Source organism: Vibrio crassostreae, from assembly GCF_024347415.1.
In the GTDB taxonomy this organism is placed as follows: Bacteria; Pseudomonadota; Gammaproteobacteria; order Enterobacterales; family Vibrionaceae; genus Vibrio; species Vibrio crassostreae.
In genome coordinates this window covers 1,087,527-1,111,607 of the sequence record NZ_AP025477.1, presented here as the reverse complement: position 1 = coordinate 1,111,607, position 24,081 = coordinate 1,087,527, and the positions used below count along the sequence as shown (strand labels likewise).

Below are 24,081 nucleotides of genomic sequence, written 5' to 3'. Positions count from 1 at the left end.
TGATTTATTCGCTACGAATGAATGAACAGTTGGCTTCATTTTGAGGCCGTTTAGCCCATAGGATCAAAGCGCCGAATCGTAAACATGGCCTTTGATCCTAACTTGCCTATTTAGGAGATTTTCATGCCTTACCAGAATTTGGGTGGTAAACCCTGTACTCAATCACATCAAAAGTTGCGTCTAAGTGCCCTTGCAATGGCCATCGCTTCAGTGACTTCCATGGGCGCATTTGCCGCGTCAGATCCACAAACGACGACCATGGAAACGGTTGTCGTGACGGGCAGCTTGATCGGTAATTCAGAACTTGAGGATGTGAAAGAGTATCCGGGAGCTCGTACTGTTCTGACTAATGAACAAATTAAAAAGACTGGCGCACTCTCGATTGACTCTGCCTTCCAAAGTGTACCGGGCATTAAGGTTCAAGACGAAACGGGCACCGGTGTTTTGCCTAACATCTCAGTGCGTGGTTTGAAAGCGAGTCGCAGTGGGCACGCTCAATTCCTCATGGATGGTGTTCCTCTGACACTGGCGCCGTATGGTCACACAGGACAATCAATTTTCCCTGCAACGCTGTCGATGCTTGATCGTATTGATATTGTGCGAGGCGGTGCGGCGGTTCAGTACGGACCAAACAACGTCGGTGGTGTGATCAACTTGGTGACCAAGCCTATTCCACATGAGTGGCAAACGGAAATCAGTAATCGCTTTACTGTATTCGAGGATGGCGATACGCCGCTCAACGACTTTTACCTGCGAACGGGTGGTTGGTTAACCGATACGCTGGCACTTCAAGTGGAAGGTAACTTCTTAAAAGGTGAAAGCTTCCGTGAGCACTCCGACACAGATGTAAAAAACTTCCAGGCGAAACTGCAATGGTTATTGAGTGATACTCAAGAGCTACAAGCCTTCGTGCAGCGTTATGATGCAGACACCCAAATGCCGGGTGCTTTATCGCCAGAAGATTACAAGAATGATCGCACCCAATCGAAGCGACCATATGATGAATACCAAGGTAAATCGACGCGTTGGAGCCTAAAGTATTTGCATGATTTGAACATTGCCGATAGTGCAGAGCTAGAGATACTGACATTTGGTCACCGCTCTGAGCGTTTCTTCCAATGGGGCTTTAATAGCGCTGGCGGTCACTGGGCGGACCCTGCATTACCATCAACTGATATTCGTACGTCACCACGTGAATTTGCTGTTTATGGTGTTGAACCTAAACTCGCGATGTACTTTGACGGAAATACCGTAACGCAAAACGTCATTGTGGGTGCACGCTATGTTAACGAAGATATTGATTACAAGCTGACTCAAACGCCAATTGCTGGTGGTGCTACAACAACCCCACGTGACTGGCACTTAGATACTGACGCTTTTGCTGGTTACATCAGCAATGAAATCGGCCTGTTCAATGACGTACTGAAAGTCACGCCGGGTATTCGTTACGAATCGATTGATATGACGTTTGATGATCTGGGTACAGCACAGAGCACAGACAACAAAGTGACGGAATGGCTTCCTGGCTTAACTTTGGCATACCATCTGACTGAACAATGGGTTGGTTACACCAATGCACAGAAATCTTTGCGTGCACCACAAATTGCTTACATCCGTGGTAAAGGTGAAGAGGGCAGTGAGCTAGCGTGGAACTACGAGTTGGGTGCTCGCTACAACCAAGATTCAACCAGCTTTAACATCGCACTTTACCGCATTGATTTTGAAGATCAGCTGCAATGGCAAAGTGTTACCCAAACTTTCGATAACATTGGTAAAACCCTTCACCAAGGTGTTGAGCTCTCTGGTCGTTATATTCCTCAAGCGATGCAAGCTCTGAGTTTGGGCGCTGGCTATAACTACTTAGATGCAACGTTAGAGGAAGAGGGCGCAAACAAAGGTAATCAACTTCCATATACGTCTAAGCATCAATTTAGCTGGGATGCGACTTACGCCTTTAGCAAGGTAGATACGACTTTGTCTGGTTACTACTTCAGCGAGTCTTACTCTGACAATGCGAATACAAGTGCCGAAGATGCAACGGGCGCGACAGGTAAAGTGCCTGCTTACATGGTCTGGAACTTTAACCTAGGTTCGGATTTGTACAAGGATGAGAACAGCAAGCTACGCATGAACCTTGCGGTGAACAACTTGTTTGATGAGGACTATTACTTCCGCGGTATTGATACCAGTCCAGTTGGTCGTTATCCAGCCCCGGGACGTTCTTACACTTTGGATCTGAATTATCAGTTCTAATACGTAATTTGTTGAAAGTAATAACGAATAAAAGTCGCCAATACTCTTGGCGGCTTTCACGGTTCTAGCGTTTAAGGAAAATTAAATATGGAAAACATCTCTCGCCTTTTGTTTTCGAATCCATTGCAGCTGTCGAACGGACTGCTGTCATTTAATAGGCCGTTTTTATTCAGCAGGATAGCGATAACCTTAGCTTTGCTGATTATAAGCTTGTTCTCATTCTCCAGTTCAGCACAAACCAGGGTCATACAAGATGAACAGGGTCAGTTTGAGATAGCGACTACTCCGCAACGTATTGTGGTTTTGGAGTTCTCATTTGTAGATGCGTTAGCTGCGGTGGGTGTTTCTCCTGTTGGTGTTGCTGATGACAATGATGCTTCGAGAGTGATCCCGGCGGTGCGTGCGTTGGTTCAACCATGGGAATCGGTTGGCATGCGTTCTCAGCCTAGCTTAGAAGCCATTGCGGTATTAAAGCCTGACCTGATCATTGCTGATGCAGAGCGTCATCGTACTGTCTATCAAGATCTACAACGTATCGCACCAACTCTGCTGCTTAAAAGCCGCGGCGAGACGTATCAAGAGAATTTGGAGTCTGCGCTCAAGATTGGCATCGCTCTCGATAAACAATCGTCAATGGAACAACGAATTCAACAACATCAACACGCCATGGCCGAATTCAAAAGTCATTTCTCGCTCAAACAAACCGTCCAATTCGCTGTCGTGTCGGATAAAGGTATGTGGTTACATAGCCCTGCATCTTACGCAGGGGGCGTGCTGACCACATTAGGCATTGCGAGCCCTATTGTGAAACCAACAGAGAAGGCATATTTACCAACCAGCTTTGAGTTGTTGTTGAAAACCAATCCGGATTGGTTGCTCCTTGGCGCTTATTCTCATCCTAATATTGTTGATGATTGGCAGAAAAATCCGTTATTCAATGTACTAACCTCTGCAAAAAAACAGCAAGTTGTAGAAGTGTCACCAGCACTTTGGTCATTGAATCGAGGCATGTTAGCGGCAGAACAAATGGCGAAAAATCTTGAGCAGATCTTGGACCCATCATGAGTACGTTGTTGTTCTCTAAAAGTAAGCGATTCTGGCCAATACTGTCGTGGAGAGTCACATTATTTGCGGCATTAGTGTCGTGTTTGGCACTATCTGGTTACGCGGCCTCTATGACCGGGTGGTCTAATTTCTCATTAACATTGAGTGACTTGATTCACTACTGTTTTGCGTTTGATGAAAGCAACATGACTCATCAAATATTGGCGACATTAAGAGCCCCAAGAGCTTATGCGGGGCTCTTGATTGGTGCGAGTTTGTCTGTCGCTGGGTTATTGATGCAAGGATTAACGCGTAACCCACTGGCGTCTCCGTCGATTCTTGGCATTAACGCTGGCGCAGCCTGTTTTATGGCGTTAGCTGCAATAGGTATACCTGTGGTTAGCGAGCTAAACCCTATCCTTAATGCGGTTCTTGGTGCGTTGCTAAGCGGCGGTGCCGTGATGCTCCTCGGTGGTTTTTTCTCCGAACGTTCTCATCCGTTACGTTTGGTTCTAGCCGGTATCGCCATTACAGCGTTATTGATTGGACTGACACGAGCGGCGCTGATTCTTGCTGACGACATGGCTTATAGCGTCTTGCATTGGCTTACTGGCTCACTGTCTAGTGTCGATGATGAGCAATGGCAACAGCTTTGGCCGCCTGTAGTGATTGGTTTGATGTTGGCGATGAGTCTTGCTCGCAACCTCAACTTGCTGGCACTTGGTGAAGAGGTAGCTGTGGGGTTGGGCAGTAACATCAGGTTTACTCGCCTCGTGAGTGGACTGACGATCGTGTTGCTTGCCGGAGCAAGCGTCGCTATCGCAGGGCCAATTGGCTTTGTTGGATTGTTAGTGCCTCATTTGGTTCGACCTATGGTTGGGCACAATTACCATGTGCTGATTCCTATTTCAGCATTGGCAGGCGCAGCATTAGTGTCTTGGTCAGATGCGCTGTCGCGAGCGATTGCTTTCCCGACTGAAACACCCGTTGGTGTTATTACTGCTTTGCTCGGGACACCTTGTTTTATTTTGATTGCGACGAGGAGATCTTAATGCACCATCACACTAAGATAGTTTTGTTATCCGGGATTCTCATATTAGTGGCATCTGCGGGTTTGTTTGTCGGTGCAGCGTCACTTTCTGTTCCTCAAGTCATCGAACATTTGGTCGCGTTTTCCAGTGACGATTTTGTTATCCATCAGTATCGGCTACCACGTATGTTGCTTGCGATAAGCGTGGGCGCAGGGTTAGGGCTTTCAGGGGTATTAGTGCAAGGCGTGATACGTAATCCGTTAGCATCGCCTGATCTTATGGGTATTAGCGCTGGGGCAGGACTTGCTGCGACAGCGAGTTTAGTCTGGTTTCCCAATGCACCAGTCAGTGTGCTTCCTGTGGTGGCGATGTTGGGTGGGGTATTAGCTGCTGGACTGATTGCTGCATTGGCCTGGTGGTCAAGGCCAACACCCGCCAAATTGGCGCTTATTGGTATTGCGGTGAGTGCGTTTCTGGCCAGTTGTATCGACTTCTTGTTGGTCACCAACCCGATAGAGATCAACACGGCCATGGTGTGGCTAACAGGCAGTCTTTGGGGCAGAAATTGGCAGCAAGTCCCTTTTATTTGGAGTTCTCTGCTCTTGTTGTTACCCATGGCATTATGGCTTGCTTGGCGATTAGATGTGATGGGGCTTGGCGAGGAAAGTGCAACCACATTGGGCACTAAGCCAAAACAGATTCAGGCTCTCGCGTTATTGGCCGCTGTATTGCTTGCCAGTGTTAGCGTTTCTGTTGCTGGAACGATCAGTTTTGTGGGTTTATTAGCACCTCACTTAGCTCGCTTGTTGTTTGGGCATAATCATAAGTTGTTAATCCCTGCATCTGCATTGGTAGGGGCAATTCTGGTTACCAGCGCTGATGGGTTAGCTAGAGGTCTACAACCACCGATTGAATTGCCAGCAGGCGTTCTAACTTCCGTGATTGGCGCGCCATATTTCATCTTTCTTCTCTATCGTTATCGAGGTTGGTAATCATGCTTAAAACGCAGAATCTTTCCGTCGCGTACGGCAAACAAACGATCATACCGAACCTGTCGGTTTCTATCCCCAAGGGAAAAATTACCGCATTGATAGGACCTAACGGGTGCGGTAAATCTACCTTGTTAAAGACGTTAGTCAGAATTAACAAGCCAGTGGCTGGAGAGGTGTTGTTTGAAGACAAACCGCTATCAAGCTATGGCGATAAAGCGCTCGCTCGTTCGTTGTCACTTCTTCCGCAAATCTTGGTCAGCCCGGAAGGCATTACGGTAAGAAAATTGGTCGAATATGGCCGTTCGCCCTATGTCTCTCATTGGGGAAGGTTAGGACAGGACGATCAAAGGATTGTCGAGCAAGCAATGCGAGATACAGGTGTGCTCGAGTTTGCTGATAAGCCTGTTGAGTCACTGTCTGGTGGCCAGCGTCAAAGAGCATGGATTGCGATGGTAATTGCACAAGATACGGATGTCGTGATGTTGGATGAACCGACCACATACCTTGATATGTCTCACCAAGTGGAATTAATGAACCTGATGCAACAGATGAATGCTAAAGGAAAAACGGTGGTTGTTGTGTTGCATGACCTGAACCAAGCCAGTCGTTATTGCGACCATCTAGTGGTTTTGGAAAAGGGATGTTTGATCGCAGAGGGCTCGCCTGATGAGGTGATGACCGAAACCATGCTCAGTAACGTATTTGATCTCAAAGCGAGCGTGTTTCGTGACCCTATTTCTAATACGCCAATGTGTGTCGCGATTTAGTTATTTGCCTGAACAACGAGATCACCAAGGTACAAAGAACAGAACACTGGCAAGGAAGCCACATTAGATTAGGTCGTCTAAACTTAAAGTTTGTATGTAGTCAAAGTAGAACAATTTGGGCTCTAAAGACGTTCTCGAAATAAATGCAAATTAGTGCTTTACCTCAACTTAACTTGAGGTATTAGGATATGCAACGTTGCTTACGAGAATACTTTAAGGAGAGAAGAATGATCCAACTTGAACATGTAAATCTAGTGGTAAAAGACATCCCAAAAATGCTGGTTTTCTATAAAGCGGCATTCCCTCATTGGTATGTTCGTGACGAGGGAAAAGGGGAGTGGTCGGGTAAGCCACGTAATTGGCTGCATTTTGGCGATGAGTACCAATACATCGCAATCAGTGATCACGGTGAAGGTGAAAATAGAGATCTGGCTGGGCATTCTGTTGGCCTCGCACACTTCGCTTATGTAACCAATAACATTGAAAGCGTCACTCAACGCCTTATTGATGCTGGTTTCCCGATAGCCAAGCCCGGTGCCGAAGAACCTTATCGCAAGAACGTCTACTTTGTGGATCCGGCTGGCTTTGAAATCGAGTTCGTTGAATATCTGAGTGATGATCCCAAACTTCGTAATGCGACAAGTTAGTAGAATGATAGTAGGGTAGAAAGTACTTAAAGGGCATTGTGGAATTTTCCGCAATGCCCTTTTTTAGATCAATTGACTAGTTGAGGGTTAGTTTGGTTGTCTACTTAGCTTTAAATGGCACCAATAGTTGTTTGCCAAACACATTGATTAGCGCGCCAGTTACGATTAGACCACCACCTAGGTAAGTCCAAACTGATGGAATCTCATTGAAGCCCCACACACCGAATAGTGCTGAGAATACGATCTGAACGTATGAGTAAGCTGAAGCCTTGCCTGCTGCCTGAGTTTGCATCGCTTTGGTTAAACCGTATTGGCCTATTTGAGTGAAAATACCGACTAACACGAGCATCACGGTTAAGAATAGGCTCGGCCATACAAAGTCGTTCCAGATAAGGGCTGTAGAGATCGGTAGGGCAACCAGTGGGAAGTAGAAGATGATGACAGAGCTGTCTTCCGTTTGGCTCAGCTTTCTCACAATCACATAAGCAATTGAGCTACCAAATGCGCCACATAACGCCACCATTATGCTAAATAGCGGTAACTCGCTGCTCGTGCCACTGCTCATGCTTGGCTGAACCATTACTAATAACCCTGCTAAGCAGAACGCAATGCAGATCATGGTCGATTTTTGGACGCGTTCTTTCAGAAATAGCACACCGAGCAATGCGGTAAATACGGGATGTACGTATTGTAGAATGGTCGCTTCTGCTAACGGTAGCGTGGTCACAGCGTAGTAAACACACATCAGTGCTGCGGTGCCAACTGCACCTCGAACAAACAACAAAGGTTTGTTATTTCCCCAGATCGAAATGCCTTTTCGTTTAACGTCGATATAACTGATGATCAAAGACACCAAAGCCCTTGCTGCAACAATTTCGAATACAGGTATGCCGTAGTTGCTGATGTATTTCACACACGCTGACATCAGTGCGAATCCAAAAGCAGAGAGGATCATGAACCTAACCCCTACAGGGATCATTGAAAAAGAGAAAGAAGGCATAAAAATATCAATCGGTTGAGGGAACAGGAATCATAACTTAGTTTAGAAGAGCCGACCAAAGTCTTTGTCCTGTTCTGGTCAACTTGATTCAATTAATTCTCATTTCAGATTACTTCGTTTTTTATCTCACATAAGATCGGTTATAGCTCAATTTTATAAAATCAACATCAACAGAAGGTGACGCTAATTCAACTCTGATTTATCGGTCGTTTTAATTGTCTTTCTTAGTCATATCATTCTCGTGAATTTATAATAAGAGATATGTTCTATGAAACCGTTCAATACCCTACTCATATCCACGCTCGCGCTTTGCTCTTTCAGTCCAGCTACTTATGCAGATACCATCTTGCACGCTTTCAACTGGAAGTATTCAGATGTGACAGCCAACGCCAATCAAATTGCTCAAGCCGGTTATAAGAAAGTACTGGTTGCTCCCGCAATGAAATCGAGCGGCAGCCAATGGTGGGCGCGTTACCAACCTCAAGATCTTCGCACCATTGATTCACCTCTCGGCAATAAACAAGATCTAACCGCAATGATTGCCGCTCTCAAAGGTGTGGGCGTCGATGTTTACGCCGATGTGGTGCTCAACCATATGGCAAACGAAAGCTGGAAGCGAAGTGACTTGGATTATCCGGGAACCGAAGTACTAAACGATTATGCGAGCCGTTCAAGCTATTATGCTGACCAGACTCTGTTTGGCAATCTGACTCAAGGTTTTGTATCCGCTAATGACTTCCATGCCGCGGGCTGTATTTCAGATTGGAACGATCCCGGTCATGTTCAATATTGGCGTTTGTGCGGGGCTGATGGCGATGTAGGTTTGCCTGATCTCGATCCAAATAACTGGGTAGTTTCGCAGCAGCGCTTATATCTGAAAGCGTTGAAGGATATGGGTATCAAAGGTTTCCGAATTGATGCCGTCAAACACATGAGCCAGTACCAAATCGACCAAGTGTTCACGCCTGAAATTACAGCGAACATGCATGTGTTTGGTGAAGTGATCACCAGTGGCGGGGCAGGGAACAGTGGCTATGAGTCATTCTTAGCGCCTTACCTGAATAATACTAATCACTCCGCGTATGATTTCCCGTTGTTTGCGTCGATTCGTTCGGCGTTCTCAATGGGCGGTGGCTTGAACCAACTGCATGATCCAAAAGCGTACGGCCAAGCACTCGATGACAATCGTTCGATCACCTTCGCGATCACACATGATATTCCAACCAACGACGGCTTCCGTTACCAAATTATGGATCCACAAGATGAGCAGCTTGCTTACGCTTATATCCTTGGGAAAGATGGCGGCACGCCGCTGATCTACAGTGATGATCTTCCGGATTCAGAAGACAAAGATAATGGTCGTTGGGGCAATGTTTGGAATAGCTCGAATATGAAGAATATGCTTAGTTTCCATAACGCGATGCAAGGTAAGTCGATGACGATAATTTCGAGCGACCAATGTACTTTGCTGTTTAAGCGTGGCAAAGAAGGCGTTGTTGGAATTAACAAGTGTGGCGAAACGCGTGGCGTGACGGTTGATACCTACCAACATGAGTTCAATTGGCATGTTCAATACAAAGACGTATTAAGCAGCGCGACAGAAACCATTTCTTCTCGCTACCATACGTTCAATCTACCACCGCGCAGTGCACGTATGTTTAAGCTTTAATGCTTATTCTCTAGAGCGAACACCACTGGTAAAAAGCATAAGCCGCAGTAAGTTCTGCGGCTTATTTGTATCTAAGCTTAAGGCTTATCGTTACTGTTGATCGCTAATAACACCAAACCAATGATTCTGATGAGACAGTGCTTTCAGTAACTCGATCTCTTTTTCTGTCTCTTCTCTAAGCCATTCAATAAGGTCGTTGATGATAGGCGTGTGACTACGCTGGTGAATGAAGTAAGTCCAAGCACTGTGTTGGATCTTTGCATTCTTAGGGCAGTACAAGAAGCCTCGTTGGAGATCTTGTTGAACTAACAACAGATCTGTGACCGTCACCCCCTCACCGGATAAACAGGCACTGAGTGCCATATCTAAAGATAAGAAGCTGGTATTTCTGACGGGTTTCTTCGGTGGGGATTCAACATCAGCTAGCCATACTTTCCAATCATGGTGATCTAAGGTCGGGTGCAGCCTTGGTAAGGTTAAGATTGAATCGAGGTCGGTGTCTTTAGTGGTTAAGCTAGTAGAACAGACCGGCGCCATGAACTCTTCTCGCAAGAAGGTGATGTCTGGTGCCTTGTCATAGCGTTTTTTGAAGCGCGTGTGGAAGATCAGTAGGTCATATTCGCTGCTGTTGATTGATTCGTCTTCCTCAATCACAGGAACTATGACGATCTCATATTCCTGATAACGCTCGTTTAATTCTCTGACTTTAGAGATCAATACCCGCGTTGCGAAACTCAAGGTTGCTTTGATTACGATACGCTTCTGCTTCGGTTCACTCCAAGAGGCGATAACAGCTTCGATATTGCCGTAGCTTTCTCGCAAAGCGACATACAAATCATGACCTTGTACCGTTAATTCTATGGCTCGATGCTTACGAATAACCAGTGATGCGTTTAACTCATCTTCAAGCTGTTTGATCTGTCTGCTAATCGCACTTTGCGTTACATGCAGCTCTTCGGCAGCCAGAGTAAAGCTCATAAGCCTTGCGGCAGCTTCGAAAGCTTTTAAGCCATTATGTGACGATGGTAAGCTAGGATATGGGGTCATAATTCTTTAGCATGAGTTTATGGAATGCTAGGATCGCAAATTTATCAATTGAACGCTAGCCCCATCGATCGTATTTTGGGCGAAATTAACTGAGGCGCTCATGAAAAAAATACTCACTCTTGCATTCCCTTTGATCATTTCACAGCTGATATCCATGGCTTTAGTCCTTACTGATGTTTGGATGATGTCGCGTATCAGTGTGTCAGCCCTTGCGGCTGGTGGCTTAGGTGCCTCTATTTACTTCTTCATCTTTATTATTGCGAGCAGCACCGTCGGTTGTGTCGCAAACCTGATCGCAATTGCTTATGGTCAGCGTGTCGCACGCCCAGAGTTTGGTAATACTCAAATTAGATTGGCCGTGAAAGGCGCAACCATGTTGGCGTTCGTACTCAGTGTGACCTTAATGGCGAGCTTCTGGTTTGCTCCGCTGGTATTAGAAGCAGCCAAACAGCCGCCAGAAGTGATCACTTTAGCCATGGAATATGTCCATGCCTTGAAATGGGTGATGTTGCCTTCGCTTATCTTGCTGGTGCTGCGTGGCTTAACCAGTGCGTTTGGTAATGTGCGTTCGATTCTGGTGATGTCGATAATCACAGTGATTCTGAATGTGCCCGTGAGCTACTTCCTCACGTTCCAGCTCGATATGGGATTAACAGGCTTAGGCTTAGGCACGGCTATCGCAGCATTCATCGTGATGGTTGGATACACAGTGTGGGTGTTTAAACGTGACGAGTTCAAACAGTTCGCACCTTGGCTAAATACCGAAGAGTACTCCATCAAGCTGATGAGCCCTTTGTTGCTAATGGGTTTACCTATCGGCTTGGCGGCGTTACTTGAGCATGGCTTGATATACGGCGGCACCTTAATGGCGGGCACGATCAGTATTGCTTCGTTAGCCTTGCACCAAATCCTGCTGCAATGCCTAAGCTTTACTTGGAACTTCAACTTCGGTTTCTCGCAAGCTGCCGCAATTTTAGTAGGCCGTGATTATGGTGCAGGCAACTACGAAGGCATCAAAAGAACCTCGATTCAAAGTTTTATATTGGTGTCGGTATTGAGTGTGGCCTTGTCTGCTGTGTTCATCATATGGCCTGAAATGATTGCCTCTATCTTCAAATTGGATGACGGTACTGGCGCAATGACATCGCTATTGGCTTCTGTTATCTGGGTAGTGGCTCTGTGTTTCATTGTCGATGCTTGGCAGTTATTAGCGATTAACCTGCTAAGAGGAATGAAGATTGTCTCTATGCCAACCGTGATGACTGCCATCGGTTACTGGGTATTTGGTCTACCTGCAGCTTGGTATTTGATGCCAAAATTCGAATTGGCAGGGATCTGGGGTGGAATCGGCGTTGGTTTAGGCGTGACAGGTATTCTATTGCTGATCCATTTGATGGTCGTTCTAAACAAGAGCAGTAAGACACCAGACTTAGATTGTTCAGCTTACTCTTAATTAAGTTAGTTGATAACGAAAAAGCCGCAGTCATCAAACGACTGCGGCTGTTGTTTATCTAAATTGATTCTTGGGGGAGTGAATCAATATCAGGATCAGCTATTTTCTGCCAGATGATTTATTACCAGATTACTTTCAACCAAACTACTTTCCACCAGACAGAGCTGACTTCATCATCGTCTTAAATTGCTCTTTTTGCTCTTCAGTTAATACGTTATAGATGTTGTTCTTAAGACGCATTTCTTGCATCACCATCGACTTCTCAGTGGCTTGAACGGTGTCGATGACCTTTTCCATCTCAGCTTCATCAAACTCAGGTTGTGTCACTAAGGCGATCTGCTTTTTCTTAAGTTCTATCGCACTATCCATATCGATTTTTGTTCTATCAGATTGGTAGTCTTCAATGAGGGCGATGACTTCCGCATGTTGTTCTTTGCTTAGATTTAAAGAAGCAATAACCATTTGCAGTGGGCTCACTGCTGGCTGTGGCGGTTGTTGTGGTGATGAAGCACTCACAAACGGAGCGGTAACGAGTAGAGCTGAAGCAGTTAATACACAAAGTGACTTTTTCAGTGATTTCATTGAGTTTCTCCTGTTAGTGGAAACATGAGTATAGGTGAGTAAGCTGAACTCGATATGAACATGTCGTTCAGTTAAATTTGCTGAGTTCATTGCGTTCATTTAGTTACCTTCATCTAAGCACGGCACGACTTAGACCTTGGTCTTACAGAAACACAGCTAAAAGGTGACTAGAATGACTTAAGTCGCTCACCGTTTTATCGAGGAATACACAAATGGAAATTGGATTGTTCTGGGCTGAAAAAGGGATGCTAGTGCTTGGCGCACTGTTTGTTTTGACGAGCATGATGCAGTACGGAAGACGCAGTAGCGATTGGAAAGGCGTGATTACGATGTTCTACAAGCGTATCCCAATGAACATAGCCGAATACAAATGGTACCGTTTGGGTATCGCTTTGCTGGTATTTGCTGTGATCATACGTTTCGCATTACTGATTCTATGGCCTTCATATCAGTTTTAGTCCTTTGTATTCGCTCTTTTATATAGAGCATATAAAACCGATACATTCATGACGAGATTGAGCCTTAATAAACTCACTTATTAAGGCTGTCATTTCATAAATTAGCGCTGTTGTTCCATGAAAAAGTGCTATTACTCTACAATGACGAACGGTTATTACCTTTATAGCATATTGTTTTTCATGAAGAATAATGTCGGATAATAGCTTACCTGCTTGTTTCATCATTCTTACTAATAATCTACACATAAATCCATTCACCCCGTACCTGATACCATAATGTTCTGTTACACTCGTCCGAATTAGCTTTAATTTGTCAGTGGTGCATTTATGTCGTTCCCAGTTCTTATATGTGATGATTCTGCGTTAGCAAGGAAGCAGATGGCTCGATCACTGCCTAGTTCTCTAAATGCAGATATAACTTTTGCTGTTCATGGGCTTAATGCACTTGAAGAGCTCGCTCAAAACCAGTTCAAACTGATGTTCCTCGACCTCACCATGCCGGAATTAGATGGCTATGGCACATTGGAAGAGATGCAACGTTTAGGTGACACCACGCCTGTTGTGGTGGTTTCTGGTGATATCCAACCAAAAGCGCAGCAGAAGGTGATGGACCTTGGTGCTAAAGCGTTTTTGCAAAAGCCGATCGACAAAGAAGCGTTAAAAGCGATTTTACGTGAACATGTTGAGCCGCCAAAGCAGCCTCAACTCATTACGCCTTCGCCTTTAGAACTGCCAATACTTCGCAGACGCGACATCTATATGGAAGTCGCGAATGTGGCGATAGGCCGTGCAGCCGATGCATTGGCGCGCCACTTTAATGTATTTGTCCACTTACCATTACCGAACGTGAACATCTTCGAAGTGAGTGAATTGCACATGGCACTTCGCGATCTAGCCGACAACGACCAAGTGTCGGGTGTTTGCCAAGGCTTTAGCGGAGAAGGCATAGCAGGTGAAGCATTAGTATTGCTGAGTGACTCCAGCGTGAGCGACCTTAAGAAACTCATGAAGGTACCAACCGAAAGCGAACAGCTTGAAGAGTTAGAACTGCTTATGGATGTGTCGAATATTCTCGTTGGCTCATTCTTGAATGGACTAGGGGAGCAATCAGAAGTTCGTTTCTTCCAGAGTTCTCCTGTGTTGCTAGGTCAACACATCTCGATTGATTCGGTCATCGAAAATACCAGTGGTTCGTTTAAGAAGACCATGACCTTCGAAGTCAGCTATAACATTGATGGCACTTCTATCCGTTGTGACCTTCTATTTATGTTCGTTGATGAGTCTCTGCCTCTTCTAGACAACAAATTGGCCTATCTAATGGAGGAGTTTTAATATGCTGAATCTTCCTGCTGAATTTGAACAGTTCCACTGGATGGTCGACATGGTTCAAAACGTCGATATGGGGCTGGTGGTCATTAACCGTGATTTTCAGGTACAAGTCTGGAATGGTTTCATGACACACCACAGTGGCAAGCAATCGCATGATGCTATTGGTAAGTCGATCTTTGAGTTATTCCCTGAAATCCCAGAAGAGTGGTTTAGGCTGAAAACCAAGCCAGTCTATGACTTAGGCTGTCGCAGCTTCATTACATGGCAACAAAGGCCTTATCTGTTTAAGTGTCGTAACGTTAGACCAGTAACCCAACAAGCTGATTTCATGTATCAGAACGTCACGCTAAATCCGATGCGCTCGCCAACAGGCCAAGTGACCTCATTGTTCTTGTCTATTCAAGATGCGACTGCAGAAGCGTTAGCCTCTCAAAAGAACTAGCACTGAACCTAAAGAGTGAATAAAAATGGCTAAGGTTAACCACCTTAGCCATTTTTTTGCTTTTTATTCTTCAATTGACCTTAGAGGCTTCGATCTCTTTCATCTACTCACTCTAAATTTTCAATGTTTACTCTGCTTTTCGCTCAGCGAACTTTCTTTTTTCGAACCTTCTTCCTCAAGAATCTAGATTGAATGAACTACCAGACGCCAAAGAAGCATGATTTTGGTTGTTGGTGGTTTATAAAGTTTGGCTTTTTAGGGGGCTTTTAATAGAGGCTGGGATTTGGATTGTCGAAATCAAATGAAGCTTGCCTTCAAAATCGAGTGCATTGAAGCGTGTTTCTCTTAGGTGAGGTTAACCAGCAACACGATGAGTTTGCCTAATTTGGACGAAAACAGAAATAATTTGGAAAAAATCGAATTTATTTAAGAAAAAAGGCATTTTTTTGTTGGAGAAAAGTGTGATTTTTATGTGATCTCGAGGCACTTTCTTCACATATTTGCTTAATGAAGGCGATATTGTGTGAAAGAGAGAGGAAAACGATTGCGCAATAAACCGACAACGTTTGCGTGATTGGTTCGCTAAGTTATTAATTAGTAAGAATTTAGTAAGAAGGTCGAGCTAGGGAGGTTTTACCAGATATGGAATCTTTGAGAGGATAACACAAAAAAAAGTGAAATATCAGACTTGCTGTTACTAAATCACGACCTATAATGCTGAAAACCGGAGCGTCTGCCAACGCTCCGGTTTTTTTGTGTCCGAAGAAAAGTAAACTCGTCTGCCAACGGTTTTACTACGCATTTCGCGAGAGACACATAATTTTATGAATCAAGGAAAACACTATGCGTATCGAACAAGAACTTAAGTTAGGTTTCAAAGATGTACTCTTCCGTCCGAAGCGTTCTACCCTTAAAAGCCGTTCTCAAGTTGAATTAACCCGCGATTTTACATTCAAGCATAGCGGTCGTCAATGGTCTGGTACTCCAGTAATTGCAGCGAACATGGATTCGGTAGCAAGCTTTGAAATGGCAGCTGCTCTAGCAGAGCACGGTGTTATGACGGCAGTACACAAGCACTACACAGTAGAGCAGTGGGCTGAGTTTGCTAAAACAGCAGACAAGAAAACACTGAACAACGTATTTGTATCAACAGGTACATCTGAAGCTGAGTTTGAGAAGACTAAGCAAATCATGGCGCTTAGCGAAGACTTCGTATTTATCTGTATTGATATCGCTAACGGCTACTCAGAGCACCTAGTTGAGTACGTACAAAAAGTACGTGCAGAATTCCCGAACAAAGTTATCTCTGCGGGTAACGTTGTAACGGGTGACATGGTTGAAGAGCTAATCTTAGCGGGTGCAGACATTGTTAAGGTTGGTATCGGCCCTGGTTCAGTTTGTACTACTCGTGTTAAAACAGGTGTAGGTTACCCTCAACTTTCTGCAATCATCGAGTGTGGCGACGCAGCACACGGCCTTGGCGGCATGATCATCGGTGACGGTGGCTGTTCATGTGCGGGTGACGTATCTAAAGCGTTCGGCGGCGGTGCTGACTTCGTAATGCTAGGCGGCATGCTAGCAGGTCACTCTGAGTCAGGCGGTGAAGTAGTAGAGCAAGACGGTAAGCAATACATGAAGTTCTACGGCATGTCTTCGCAGTCGGCTATGGACAAGCACTCAGGTGGTGTTGCTAAGTACCGTGCTGCAGAAGGTAAAACTGTTTTACTTCCGTTCCGTGGTTCTGTTCACAACACGATTTCTGACATCCTTGGTGGTGTACGTTCAACTTGTACATACGTAGGCGCAGCGAAGCTTAAAGAGCTAACTAAGCGTACAACTTTCATCCGTGTACAAGAGCAAGAGAACAACGTATTCGGTAAAGAGTAATCTGAACGAGTTCGAATAGTTTTGTTGAAACAACCATAAATTGATATTTACAACTATATATTGATATTTGGTACAGTCATAATTTGATATTGCCTCTTCAGGGTCTGGACTTACGTAGGTTTAAGACAAAATAGTGAAGAGGCAATATTATGTCTGCTCTACCTTCCCCCCCTTTAACTGCTACTCTGCTTGCACTTGAAACTCACTTGATACCCCTGCTCGAAACTTAACTCAGTCACGTGGCAAAAAATATACCGTTACGTCAGTGCTAAGATGGGAACATGTGCCCCGCTAAAAGCTTTTTTAGAATGTGTCGCTTGTTATCATTTTGATTTCGAACCCAGTGTTGTGTTGGGCTCTAAGCGTATTACGCGGAAAGTTCGGTAAGTGCTTGTATTTTTTCTAGCAAACTTGATCTTAATTGTTGATAGGTTAAAGGCTTGCGCCCACGTACAGTATGTCGCTCTGACTCTGTTGCTAATATTGCTTCTTTATTGCGTTCTAGTTCACGCAACTGCTCCTCGAGTTTGCTCTGTTTTCTTAGTGCTTTTTGGTGCTTAGTTAACGGCTTTCTGCCTACTTTTTTGAATATGCTATGTTGTTGATTTCGCCAAACTCGCTCCGGTGTTAGTGGTAGTATTTGTAGCGTTCGATAGGTTATGGCTAGCTCTTGATAATCATCGATCAAGGCTTGCTCCGCCCTGACGAGATCAACAGGCGTTGGGAGTTTCGGACGACCAGCCGTGTTGGCATTGTGTATTGGGTAAACTAAGCCAATACGTTTTTCAATGATGTGGCCCAGCACCTTTCTGATCAATGTTCGCCAAGTTTTAACTCCATTCTTCTCATCACTCTCAACACATTGGGCTTTCAACCAAAGAGCAAACCCATAGAGAGTCACGGTTTGTTGGTTCGCTGAGTGAGAGCTTAAATATGAGATCGCGTTATTGATCGTTTCACTGCTAGCATGTCGCCAGTAGATTTTGCTGGGTAGGACTGGTTGATTGCGCTGAGAGAGGATTAACTGATAAGTGGTTTGCAATTGGACTAAATGCTGCTGGAACCTCTCTAACTGGAGCACTAATTGCGTTTCTGGATCTTTGTGCCTCTGAATGGCGAGCAGTTGATTATCGATTTCCGACCATAAGCGATATTCTTCCGCGGTGGCAAGAGCAATCTGGGCGACATCGCTGAGTTCTGCGGGATTTAAATTCGGGTAGTGCTGTTTCAGCTCTAGATCGAATTGTTGACGCACGTTGAGCAGATCTTGATAGCGTTTAGCTACGTGACGTTGCTGCTTTGCTAACGGAGCACTTTTGGGTCTCCCTCGTCTATTGCTTGGCGTCGACTTCACCGATGCTTCATCCGTCATAGTGGGATCACTGAAGTCGCGCGAAAGCCACCGTCATCAGGCGTTTCGATTTCTACATAAATACGCTGTCCAAGGGCTAATTCCATGTTGGCCAAGTTGATGCTGGAAAGATCAATCAATACGTCAATGGGCACGACATCTGGTACAGCGAAGCCAAATTTTTTCTCAGAGTTAAACCAGGTTACTTTCGCTTTTAGGCCCAGCATTTCGAATGTCGCCTTCCTAATTAATAAGTAATAAATTAAATAACAAAAAAAACTGAGCGTAGCCACGCTTTTCCTTTCTTACCGCAGCGAAAGCTGATCTGAAACAATTCCTGTTCTTCCAAGCCTACGTTTTGCACCGGTTTCTCAGTAAAACAGCGTCATTAAACACGATTAATTACGTTGTAAACCAGCGAGTAAAAATATGAACAGACTATTGTTATCAGCAGTTGGGGTCAGTTTGACACTTAGTGGCGCGTCCGCAGTGGCACAAACTGTTGACTTGCAGCGACTCTATCTAGACTCACTAGAGAACAATCCGATATTGGCGAGTGCTGCACTGGAAATGGATAGTGCGCGCAAAGGCAGCGACATCATTGACGGTCAATATCGCCCACAGGTGGATGTGGGTGCTCAGTACGGTGCGCTACGAAACGATTGGACAACGATGAACGAAACCGATGGTCAAGGCGCAGAAGTGTTCGTATCGGTTGGGCAAAATATTTTTAATGACCAGCTTAATCGAGCGAGTACCATCGCCGAGCAGCAGCATGAGCTCAGCAAGATTAGCTACAACTATGCTCTAGCGACGATGCAGATGAGTGTCGTAAATGGCTATTTCAATGCACTCAAAGCGCAAGAGAAACAAAAACAGGTCAAAGCCACCAAGCAAGCGATAGGTGAACACTTGGTTCAAGTGAAGCACCGTTTGAGTAACGGCCTCGTGCCAGAGAATGATGTCAAAGAAACGCAAGCGCAATATGATCTCGCGGAAACAGCGGTGATTTTTTCTCAAAACGAGTTGGAAAAGGCGCTTGATTACTTGTATGAGTTGACGGGCCGTGAATATGCCCAAGTAGCCTCGTTAAGCACGAATTTACCTCAGATTTCAATTCCCCAACCTAATGGTCGAATTAGCTGGCAAGAGCTCGCGCAAACAGATAGTCAGCAAATGGCGATCCAACGTCAGCTGGTCGAACTCTCGCGTGAACAGATTGCACTTGCTCAGGCTGGGCATATGCCAACCATTGGCTTAGTTGCCGAGTACCGCTATGCGTTTTCCACTCAATCACGTAGCAATGCACCACAGCAAACAAAAGGTTCGTTTCAAGATTTAGACAACAATGCCACTGTGTTTGCTGGCGTTGCCATGTCTCTCCCTGCCTACCGCGGTGGCGCGACGGGTAATCGAGTTGAGCAAGCAAACATTCAGTACCAACAGGCGCTTGAGTTGCAAAGCCATACTTGGCGACAGGTAGCACGCAAGGTACGTAGCGCCGAAAAAGATTTAGTGACGCTTAAGAGCGCGCAATCGGCGTATCAACAAGCGGTGATTTCGGCGCAGTCGGCTCTAAAAGCGACTGAACAAGGGTTAGAAATTGGTACACGTACTATCGTCGATGTTCTTGACTCGACGCGTCAACTTTACTCAGCGAAAGAGCAGTTAACCGCTGCTCAGATCGACTTTTTGGTGGCAAATCTCCAACTGCATTTCCTAGCTGGCGTTCTCGATGACGAATCGCTAAACACGATCAATCGTCTGCTAGATGTTTAGTGATTCGACCACACTCACTCAATCAAATTATTTAATAAAGAGAAACTCATGAGAAAATTGCCCTTATACACAGCGATTGCCCTTTTGCTATCTGGTTGTGGTAGCTCAAATGAAAGTGACCAACAAAACGTAGCTCAAGCAACCCCTGTTAGTGTAGTCAATGCAAAGACGTATCTGCATAGCCCGACTAGCTATTACGTTGGCCGAATGCAAGCGATTGAGTCTGCTAATTTGACGCCAAGAACCACAGGTTACTTACTCAAGAAAAACTTTGAAGATGGTGCTGTGGTTGAAAAAGGTGACGTGCTATTTGAGATAGATCCAACGTCATATCAAGCGGCTTTGGATGCCGCTAAGGCGTCGGTGAGCGAGGCGAAAGCAGCGCTGGCTCTGACTAAACTTAACCACCAGCGTAACGCAAACATGTTGAAAAGCGGTGGCGTATCTCAAGCTCAGTTTGATTTAAGCTCGGCAGAGTTGGCTCAAACTAAGCACCGCGTTGAGTCTGCACAAGCGAACCTTGTTGTCCAGCAAGACAACTTGGAACAAACCCAAGTAAGAGCGCCATACAGTGGAAAGCTGGGAAAAAGCCAGTTCTCTATTGGCGACATGGTCGGGCCTAACTTTGGACCACTTACTGATTTGGTGCAAATCCACCCAATTGAAGCGAGCTTCTCACTTAAGCAGACCGATGTCTCCGCACATGATTTTTCACGCCAAGACGCAACACTGGTTTCATTAGAAATTGGCGGTGAGATTGTCGATAGCGAAGGGGTAATCTCTTTTGTTGATAACAAGATCGACCCTCAAAGTGGCACGATTGATTTGGCAGCAATCTTCAATAACGAACATGGCCAGTTGACAGCGAATCAGTATGTGCGTGTTGGTCTTGCGCCGACTCAAGCGTTATCAGGGGTTAAAGTTCCCCACGCGGCGATTCACCAAGATCACAAAGCGCAATACGTAATGATGATTGAAGACGGTATTGCAGTTCGTCGAGACGTAGAAGTCTCTGAACGTATTGGTCAATATGTCTTTATTGTACAAGGTTTGGCCGTGGAAGAGCCAATCATTATAGGTGGTCTACAGCGCATTAGGGAAGGTGCTCAAGTAGTGGTAGCGGAGTAGGATCATGCTAAGTCAATTTTTCATCAATAGACCAAAATTTGCGTTTGTCATTTCGATCTTTCTGACCTTGATCGGTTTGATTGCGATTAAAACTATGCCAATTTCCGAATACCCCAGTGTGACACCGCCTCAGGTGCGCGTGATTGCTGTTTTGCCGGGGGCGAGTGCTGAAACAGTCAAAGAGGTGATTGGTAACCCAATCGAAGAAGAGGTAAACGGTGTAGATGGCATGGTGTACATGCAGTCACGTTCGACTAACGATGGCCGTTATTTCTTAAATATCACCTTTGACAACAGCGTTGATTCTGACATGGCGATGGTTAACGTTTCAAACCGTGTGGCAGTAGCGGAAAACATGTTGCCGTTCGAAGTGCGTGCGCGTGGTATTCGTATCCGTAAAGCGACACCGGATGATTTGCTTGCGGTTGCATTTTACTCTGAAAATCAGTCACTGTCTGAGCTTGAGTTGAACTCGTGGGTGGAATCCAACTTCATGGAGCGTATTGCGCGTGTTCCTGGGCTGGCGACCAGTGACCTCATCGGTGCGACGTATGGTATGCGTGTATGGCTTGATATGGATCGTATGGCGGCGCTGGGTGTGAGCACCGTAGAAGTGAAGAATGCGATTCGTGAGCAAAATGCTGTTGTCCCTGCTGGCCGTATTGGTCAAGGCCCGAGCCGTGAAAATGCCGCGCTTCAGTTTAACCTGATCACCCAAGGGCGCTTAACCAGTGCACAAGACTTTGAGAAAGTGATTGTTAAAACATTGGCTAATGGTAACCATGTTCACCTTGCGGATGTGGCCGATATCGAAATAGGCAGCCAGTTCTACGATGCATACGCTAACTACAATGGTCAAGAAGCTGCGCTAGTGATGATGCAAGCGAACCCGGATGCAAACGCATTGGAAACGGGGGAAGCGGTAAAATCGGTGCTGAAAGACATTGAATCCATTTTGCCAGCTGGCATGTCGTATGCCATCCCTTACGACACTACGCTTGCGGTAGAGGCATCGATTAAGAGTATTGTAGAAACGCTAGTTGTTGCGGTTCTGCTGGTTATCGCGGTGACTTACCTATTTTTGGGAAATGTGCGTGCGACGTTAGCGCCTGTAGTGGCAATTCCGGTGTCTTTAATTGGTACTTTTGCGTTTATGCAGATGGGCGGATTTAGTATCAACACAGTGACACTATTCGGTCTGATTCTTGCGATTGGTATTGTGGTAGATAACGCGATCCTCGTGGTAGAAAACGTCGAACGTATTCTTGAAGAGCAGCCGCAGTGGTCAAGTAAGGAAGCGACCATTCAAGCCATGAAAGAGGTGACGGGGCCTATCATCGCATCAACGCTAGTTATGCTCGCAGTATTTATTCCTGTTGCTATGCTGCCGGGGATTACCGGTTTGATGTTTGCGCAGTTCTCGATCACGATTTGTATCGCGTTAATATTGTCTGCGATCAACGCCTTAACTCTATCTCCAGCCCTGTGTGCGATGGTAATGAAACGTAATAGTCAGCCGGCGAAATGGTTTGTTGCTTTTAACCGTATTTTTGACCGTGTGACTAATGCTTATGGTAAAGCAGTGGCACTCATGGTTCGTAAGAGCTTGGTGTTGGGCGTCGCCTTTACTGTCGCAGTCGGTGCTATGGTCGCTATGAACGCTAAGCTACCAACCGCGTTTGTGCCTACTGAAGATAAAGGGGTATTGGCGCTTGCGATGTTCTTGCCAGACAACGCATCTAAAGAACGAACTCACGAGCTGATCCGTAAGGCTGAAGCGATCTTGAATCTAGACCCAGCCATCGAAGACTATGCGGGTGCGATTGGTTTTAACGCGATAACGGGTAGTGTTGCGTCGAACTCAGCGACCATGTTCATTAATTTAAAGCACTGGGATCAGCGTCTTGAACTTGAGGGTGACCACTCTCAGGCTGCGATTGCACAGCGTTTGAATCATCAATTGCACGGCATCGATAAGGCGGTGACGTTTACTATGGGTATGCCGGCGATTCCAGGTGTGGGTGCAGGCGATTCACTTGAGTTCATGTTGCAAGACACAGGTGGTCTTAGTGCGCAAGAACTGTCCCAAATGACGAACGCGATGGTCGCGGCGGCAAACCAAGCCCCAGAGATCACCCGTGCGATGACCACCTATCGTGCTAACGTTCCTCATTACCACATTGACATTGACCGTGAAAAAGCACGTCAAATGGGCGTAACGTTAGGCGCGATCAATGATGCGATGGCCACGCATCTTGCGTCTTCTTATGTGAATGATTTTGCACTGAATGGGCGTAGTTACCGTGTATTTGTTCAGGCCAAAGGTGAGCAGCGCAATGATCTAGATGACGTTCTGCGGATCCATGTGCCATCAAACAGTGGTAAGCAGGTTCCATTGTCTACCGTGGCGACGATTTTACCGACACTTGAACCAGATTTGGTGACCAGTTACAACATGCTGCCAGCGGCACGTATTCAGCTAAATGCGGCGCCAGGTTACTCATCGGGTCAAGCGATTGAAGCGATGGAGCGTATTGCAGGTGAAGTGCTGGAAACTGGCTACACGTTTGAATGGACTAACATGGCGTTCCAAGAGAAACAAGCCGGCGGTACCGCGCAGATTGCGATGATTCTAGCCTTGGTGTTCATCTATCTGTTCTTAGTGGCACAGTATGAGTCTTGGGCACTGCCTGCAGCAATCATCATCGTTGCGCCAATGGCGGCTGTAGGTACCTATGCGGCGTTGCTGATGGGGGGACAAGCCCTGTCGATTTACGGTCAAATTGGTTTGATACTGTTGATATCGTTAGCGGCGAAAAACGCGATCTTGATGGTCGAATTCTCTAAGATTAAACGTGAAGAACAAGGTCTTTCGATTGAAGACGCAGCGATTCAAGGTGGTAAAATGCGCTTTAGAGCGGTAAACATGACCTCGTGGTCCTTTATTCTGGGTATATTACCGCTTGCATTTGCGCAAGGTGCGGGCGCAATAGCGCAAAATACCACAGGTCTTGCCCTGCTGGGTGGCATGTTGATGGTGCTTGCGGTAGGCTCGATTATGACACCAGGTTTTTATGCCGTGTTCCAAAAACTGCGTGAAAAAGTGAAAGCATAACAAATACCGTCATTAAGGCGTAAAACGGAGCTCAATTGAGCTCCGTTTTTTTTGCGTGATATTTAACCATGATTACGGTTAAGAAAGTAAAGCGGATGTCTCGGTGG

The 24,081-nt window shown here is 45.7% G+C and carries 21 protein-coding genes; 15 read left to right on the top strand and 6 right to left on the bottom strand.

The window, feature by feature from the left end; translation table 11 throughout:
• The first annotated feature begins 123 nt into the window (after positions 1 to 123).
• The 6 genes from OC193_RS20760 (at position 124) to OC193_RS20735 (ending at position 6,734) form a co-directional block, all read left to right on the top strand.
• Entirely contained in the window at positions 124 to 2,253 is a 2,130-nt protein-coding gene (locus tag OC193_RS20760; RefSeq protein ID WP_048662277.1) for a TonB-dependent receptor family protein, read from the top strand.
• Between the two features lie 87 nt (positions 2,254 to 2,340).
• The gene (locus tag OC193_RS20755) at positions 2,341 to 3,318 is read left to right on the top strand and encodes a Fe(3+) dicitrate ABC transporter substrate-binding protein (protein ID WP_048662276.1); all 978 of its coding nucleotides are present in this window, start codon (positions 2,341 to 2,343) and stop codon (positions 3,316 to 3,318) included.
• A complete protein-coding gene (locus tag OC193_RS20750; RefSeq protein WP_048662275.1) occupies positions 3,315 to 4,349 on the top strand; it encodes a FecCD family ABC transporter permease in 1,035 nt (344 codons plus the stop codon). The genes OC193_RS20755 and OC193_RS20750 overlap by 4 nt, the downstream gene beginning before the upstream one ends.
• Positions 4,349 to 5,320, top strand: a complete 972-nt coding sequence (locus OC193_RS20745; protein ID WP_048659884.1) for an iron chelate uptake ABC transporter family permease subunit — start codon at positions 4,349 to 4,351, stop codon at positions 5,318 to 5,320. The genes OC193_RS20750 and OC193_RS20745 overlap by 1 nt, the downstream gene beginning before the upstream one ends.
• Before the next feature lie 2 nt (positions 5,321 to 5,322).
• Entirely contained in the window at positions 5,323 to 6,087 is a 765-nt protein-coding gene (fecE, locus tag OC193_RS20740) for a Fe(3+) dicitrate ABC transporter ATP-binding protein FecE (protein WP_016784219.1), read from the top strand.
• 227 nt (positions 6,088 to 6,314) lie between these two features.
• Entirely contained in the window at positions 6,315 to 6,734 is a 420-nt protein-coding gene (locus OC193_RS20735) for a VOC family protein (RefSeq protein ID WP_048662274.1), read from the top strand.
• A 100-nt stretch (positions 6,735 to 6,834) separates the two neighbouring features.
• Here OC193_RS20735 and OC193_RS20730 read toward each other — a convergent pair whose 3' ends face one another.
• Complete coding sequence (locus OC193_RS20730) at positions 6,835 to 7,734, bottom strand: DMT family transporter (RefSeq protein ID WP_080967422.1); 900 nt, start codon at positions 7,732 to 7,734, stop codon at positions 6,835 to 6,837.
• A 268-nt stretch (positions 7,735 to 8,002) separates the two neighbouring features.
• Here OC193_RS20730 and OC193_RS20725 point away from each other — a divergent pair, with 268 nt between their 5' ends.
• Positions 8,003 to 9,403 (top strand): alpha-amylase family protein, encoded by a 1,401-nt coding sequence (locus tag OC193_RS20725; protein ID WP_048662272.1) that lies wholly within the window; start codon positions 8,003 to 8,005, stop codon positions 9,401 to 9,403.
• A gap of 90 nt (positions 9,404 to 9,493) precedes the next feature.
• Here OC193_RS20725 and OC193_RS20720 read toward each other — a convergent pair whose 3' ends face one another.
• The gene (locus OC193_RS20720; protein WP_048659890.1) at positions 9,494 to 10,450 is read right to left on the bottom strand and encodes a LysR family transcriptional regulator; all 957 of its coding nucleotides are present in this window, start codon (positions 10,448 to 10,450) and stop codon (positions 9,494 to 9,496) included.
• Between the two features lie 100 nt (positions 10,451 to 10,550).
• Between OC193_RS20720 and OC193_RS20715 the strand changes: the two genes are divergently transcribed.
• Positions 10,551 to 11,903, top strand: a complete 1,353-nt coding sequence (locus OC193_RS20715) for an MATE family efflux transporter (RefSeq protein WP_048659891.1) — start codon at positions 10,551 to 10,553, stop codon at positions 11,901 to 11,903.
• A gap of 144 nt (positions 11,904 to 12,047) precedes the next feature.
• Here the strand turns inward: OC193_RS20715 and OC193_RS20710 are convergent, their stop codons facing one another.
• Positions 12,048 to 12,485, bottom strand: a complete 438-nt coding sequence (locus OC193_RS20710) for a Spy/CpxP family protein refolding chaperone (RefSeq protein WP_048659892.1) — start codon at positions 12,483 to 12,485, stop codon at positions 12,048 to 12,050.
• 212 nt (positions 12,486 to 12,697) lie between these two features.
• Here OC193_RS20710 and OC193_RS20705 point away from each other — a divergent pair, with 212 nt between their 5' ends.
• Positions 12,698 to 12,943 carry a hypothetical protein gene (locus OC193_RS20705; RefSeq protein WP_048662271.1) on the top strand — a complete coding sequence of 82 codons (246 nt, stop codon included), beginning with the start codon at positions 12,698 to 12,700 and terminating at the stop codon, positions 12,941 to 12,943.
• Positions 12,944 to 12,961: 18 nt separating this feature from the next.
• Here OC193_RS20705 and OC193_RS20700 read toward each other — a convergent pair whose 3' ends face one another.
• Positions 12,962 to 13,168, bottom strand: a complete 207-nt coding sequence (locus OC193_RS20700; RefSeq protein ID WP_048666313.1) for a hypothetical protein — start codon at positions 13,166 to 13,168, stop codon at positions 12,962 to 12,964.
• 102 nt (positions 13,169 to 13,270) lie between these two features.
• Here OC193_RS20700 and OC193_RS20695 point away from each other — a divergent pair, with 102 nt between their 5' ends.
• From OC193_RS20695 to OC193_RS20685, 3 genes are all read left to right on the top strand, one after another.
• Positions 13,271 to 14,275 (top strand): response regulator, encoded by a 1,005-nt coding sequence (locus tag OC193_RS20695; RefSeq protein WP_010430576.1) that lies wholly within the window; start codon positions 13,271 to 13,273, stop codon positions 14,273 to 14,275.
• Between the two features lies 1 nt (position 14,276).
• The gene (locus tag OC193_RS20690; RefSeq protein ID WP_048662270.1) at positions 14,277 to 14,714 is read left to right on the top strand and encodes a PAS domain-containing protein; all 438 of its coding nucleotides are present in this window, start codon (positions 14,277 to 14,279) and stop codon (positions 14,712 to 14,714) included.
• An 843-nt stretch (positions 14,715 to 15,557) separates the two neighbouring features.
• Complete coding sequence (locus OC193_RS20685) at positions 15,558 to 16,601, top strand: GMP reductase (RefSeq protein ID WP_048659894.1); 1,044 nt, start codon at positions 15,558 to 15,560, stop codon at positions 16,599 to 16,601.
• 367 nt (positions 16,602 to 16,968) lie between these two features.
• Here OC193_RS20685 and OC193_RS20680 read toward each other — a convergent pair whose 3' ends face one another.
• Both OC193_RS20680 and OC193_RS20675 read right to left on the bottom strand, forming a co-directional pair.
• The gene (locus OC193_RS20680; protein WP_048662269.1) at positions 16,969 to 17,973 is read right to left on the bottom strand and encodes a hypothetical protein; all 1,005 of its coding nucleotides are present in this window, start codon (positions 17,971 to 17,973) and stop codon (positions 16,969 to 16,971) included.
• Positions 17,970 to 18,179 carry a cold shock domain-containing protein gene (locus OC193_RS20675; RefSeq protein WP_048659896.1) on the bottom strand — a complete coding sequence of 70 codons (210 nt, stop codon included), beginning with the start codon at positions 18,177 to 18,179 and terminating at the stop codon, positions 17,970 to 17,972. Before OC193_RS20675 ends, OC193_RS20680 begins: the two co-directional genes overlap by 4 nt.
• A gap of 202 nt (positions 18,180 to 18,381) precedes the next feature.
• Between OC193_RS20675 and OC193_RS20670 the strand changes: the two genes are divergently transcribed.
• From OC193_RS20670 to OC193_RS20660, 3 genes are read left to right on the top strand one after another with little or no spacing between them, the layout of a single operon-like run.
• Positions 18,382 to 19,731: a TolC family outer membrane protein gene (locus OC193_RS20670; RefSeq protein WP_048659897.1), complete on the top strand. Its 1,350-nt coding sequence runs from the start codon at positions 18,382 to 18,384 to the stop codon at positions 19,729 to 19,731.
• Positions 19,732 to 19,779: 48 nt separating this feature from the next.
• Positions 19,780 to 20,859 (top strand): efflux RND transporter periplasmic adaptor subunit, encoded by a 1,080-nt coding sequence (locus tag OC193_RS20665; protein WP_048659898.1) that lies wholly within the window; start codon positions 19,780 to 19,782, stop codon positions 20,857 to 20,859.
• Between the two features lie 4 nt (positions 20,860 to 20,863).
• The gene (locus tag OC193_RS20660) at positions 20,864 to 23,974 is read left to right on the top strand and encodes an efflux RND transporter permease subunit (RefSeq protein WP_048662268.1); all 3,111 of its coding nucleotides are present in this window, start codon (positions 20,864 to 20,866) and stop codon (positions 23,972 to 23,974) included.
• Positions 23,975 to 24,081: the final 107 nt, after the last annotated feature.

Bases quoted from the DNA above. Each gene is read 5' to 3' on its own strand.
- OC193_RS20760 (WP_048662277.1), top strand. From the start codon at position 124: ATGCCTTACCAGAATTTGGGTGGTAAACCCTGTACTCAATCACATCAA.
- OC193_RS20755 (WP_048662276.1), top strand. From the start codon at position 2,341: ATGGAAAACATCTCTCGCCTTTTGTTTTCGAATCCATTGCAGCTGTCG.
- OC193_RS20750 (WP_048662275.1), top strand. From the start codon at position 3,315: ATGAGTACGTTGTTGTTCTCTAAAAGTAAGCGATTCTGGCCAATACTG.
- OC193_RS20745 (WP_048659884.1), top strand. From the start codon at position 4,349: ATGCACCATCACACTAAGATAGTTTTGTTATCCGGGATTCTCATATTA.
- fecE (WP_016784219.1), top strand. From the start codon at position 5,323: ATGCTTAAAACGCAGAATCTTTCCGTCGCGTACGGCAAACAAACGATC.
- OC193_RS20735 (WP_048662274.1), top strand. From the start codon at position 6,315: ATGATCCAACTTGAACATGTAAATCTAGTGGTAAAAGACATCCCAAAA.
- OC193_RS20730 (WP_080967422.1), bottom strand. From the start codon at position 7,734: ATGCCTTCTTTCTCTTTTTCAATGATCCCTGTAGGGGTTAGGTTCATG.
- OC193_RS20725 (WP_048662272.1), top strand. From the start codon at position 8,003: ATGAAACCGTTCAATACCCTACTCATATCCACGCTCGCGCTTTGCTCT.
- OC193_RS20720 (WP_048659890.1), bottom strand. From the start codon at position 10,450: ATGACCCCATATCCTAGCTTACCATCGTCACATAATGGCTTAAAAGCT.
- OC193_RS20715 (WP_048659891.1), top strand. From the start codon at position 10,551: ATGAAAAAAATACTCACTCTTGCATTCCCTTTGATCATTTCACAGCTG.
- OC193_RS20710 (WP_048659892.1), bottom strand. From the start codon at position 12,485: ATGAAATCACTGAAAAAGTCACTTTGTGTATTAACTGCTTCAGCTCTA.
- OC193_RS20705 (WP_048662271.1), top strand. From the start codon at position 12,698: ATGGAAATTGGATTGTTCTGGGCTGAAAAAGGGATGCTAGTGCTTGGC.
- OC193_RS20700 (WP_048666313.1), bottom strand. From the start codon at position 13,168: ATGATGAAACAAGCAGGTAAGCTATTATCCGACATTATTCTTCATGAA.
- OC193_RS20695 (WP_010430576.1), top strand. From the start codon at position 13,271: ATGTCGTTCCCAGTTCTTATATGTGATGATTCTGCGTTAGCAAGGAAG.
- OC193_RS20690 (WP_048662270.1), top strand. From the start codon at position 14,277: ATGCTGAATCTTCCTGCTGAATTTGAACAGTTCCACTGGATGGTCGAC.
- OC193_RS20685 (WP_048659894.1), top strand. From the start codon at position 15,558: ATGCGTATCGAACAAGAACTTAAGTTAGGTTTCAAAGATGTACTCTTC.
- OC193_RS20680 (WP_048662269.1), bottom strand. From the start codon at position 17,973: ATGACGGATGAAGCATCGGTGAAGTCGACGCCAAGCAATAGACGAGGG.
- OC193_RS20675 (WP_048659896.1), bottom strand. From the start codon at position 18,179: ATGCTGGGCCTAAAAGCGAAAGTAACCTGGTTTAACTCTGAGAAAAAA.
- OC193_RS20670 (WP_048659897.1), top strand. From the start codon at position 18,382: ATGAACAGACTATTGTTATCAGCAGTTGGGGTCAGTTTGACACTTAGT.
- OC193_RS20665 (WP_048659898.1), top strand. From the start codon at position 19,780: ATGAGAAAATTGCCCTTATACACAGCGATTGCCCTTTTGCTATCTGGT.
- OC193_RS20660 (WP_048662268.1), top strand. From the start codon at position 20,864: ATGCTAAGTCAATTTTTCATCAATAGACCAAAATTTGCGTTTGTCATT.